Source organism: Mycobacterium sp. 1245499.0 (assembly GCF_001673615.1).
GTDB lineage: Bacteria > Actinomycetota > Actinomycetes > Mycobacteriales > Mycobacteriaceae > Mycobacterium > Mycobacterium europaeum_A.
Window position 1 is genome coordinate 1 of sequence record NZ_LZMG01000043.1, and the last position, 1,043, is coordinate 1,043.

Annotated in this window: 1 protein-coding gene; it reads left to right on the plus strand. The window is 73.9% G+C overall.

Annotation, left to right across the window (positions count from 1 at the left end; all coding sequences use genetic code 11):
* On the plus strand, positions 1 to 1,043 hold a 1,043-nt coding region (locus A5646_RS02030; protein ID WP_156765492.1), incomplete at both ends, for an amino acid adenylation domain-containing protein.

Consider the following 1,043-nt stretch of genomic DNA (forward strand, 5'->3'; position numbering starts at 1 on the left):
GGCGATCGTGGCCATCCTGGCGGTGCTCAAGACCGGGGCGGCGTACCTGCCGATCGACCCGGCCGCGCCGGGCGCCCGGATCCGCTTCATGCTCGACGACGCCGCGCCGGTCGCCGCCGTCACCACCGAAGGCCTGCGGTCGCGGCTGAACGGCTCCGAGGTGACGGTCATCGATATCGAGGACCCCCGGATCGGGGAGCGCGCGGCCACGCCGCTGCCGGCGGTCGCGGCCGACGGCATCGCCTACGTCATCTACACCTCGGGCACCACCGGTGTCCCCAAGGGCGTGGCGATCACCCACCGCAACGTGACCCAGCTGCTGGACACCCTGGACGCCGGCCTGCCGCGGGTGGGCGTGTGGACGCAGAGCCACTCGTACGCCTTCGACGTGTCGGTCTGGGAGATCTTCGGCGCGCTGCTGCGCGGCGGCCGGCTGGTGGTGGTGCCCGAGTCGGTGGCCCGCTCGCCGAAGGACTTCCACGCCCTGCTCGTCGACGCGGAGGTCACTGTGTTGACGCAGACCCCGTCGGCGGTGGCGATGCTGTCGCCGAAGGGGCTGGAGTCGGTGACGCTGGCGGTGGTCGGCGAGGCCTGCCCGGCCGAGGTGGTGGATCGCTGGGCGCCCGGCCGGGTGATGGTGAACGCCTACGGCCCGACCGAGACCACCATGTGTGTGGCGATCAGCGCCCCGCTGACGCGGGGATCCGGGACGCCGCCGATCGGTCTGCCGGTGGACGGCGCGGCCCTGTTCGTGCTCGACCCGTGGTTGCGCCCGGTGCCCGAGGGGGTCGTCGGCGAGCTGTATGTGGCCGGCGACGGGGTGGCCGCCGGGTATGTGGGCCGGGCCGGGCTGACGGCCTCGCGGTTCGTGGCGTGCCCGTTCGGGGCGCCCGGGGCGCGCATGTATCGCACCGGGGACCTGGTCTGCTGGGGGCCCGACGGACAGCTGCGCTACCTGGGTCGCGCCGACGAGCAGGTGAAGATCCGCGGCTACCGCATCGAGCTCGGCGAGGTCCAGGCCGCGCTGGCCGCGCTGGACGACG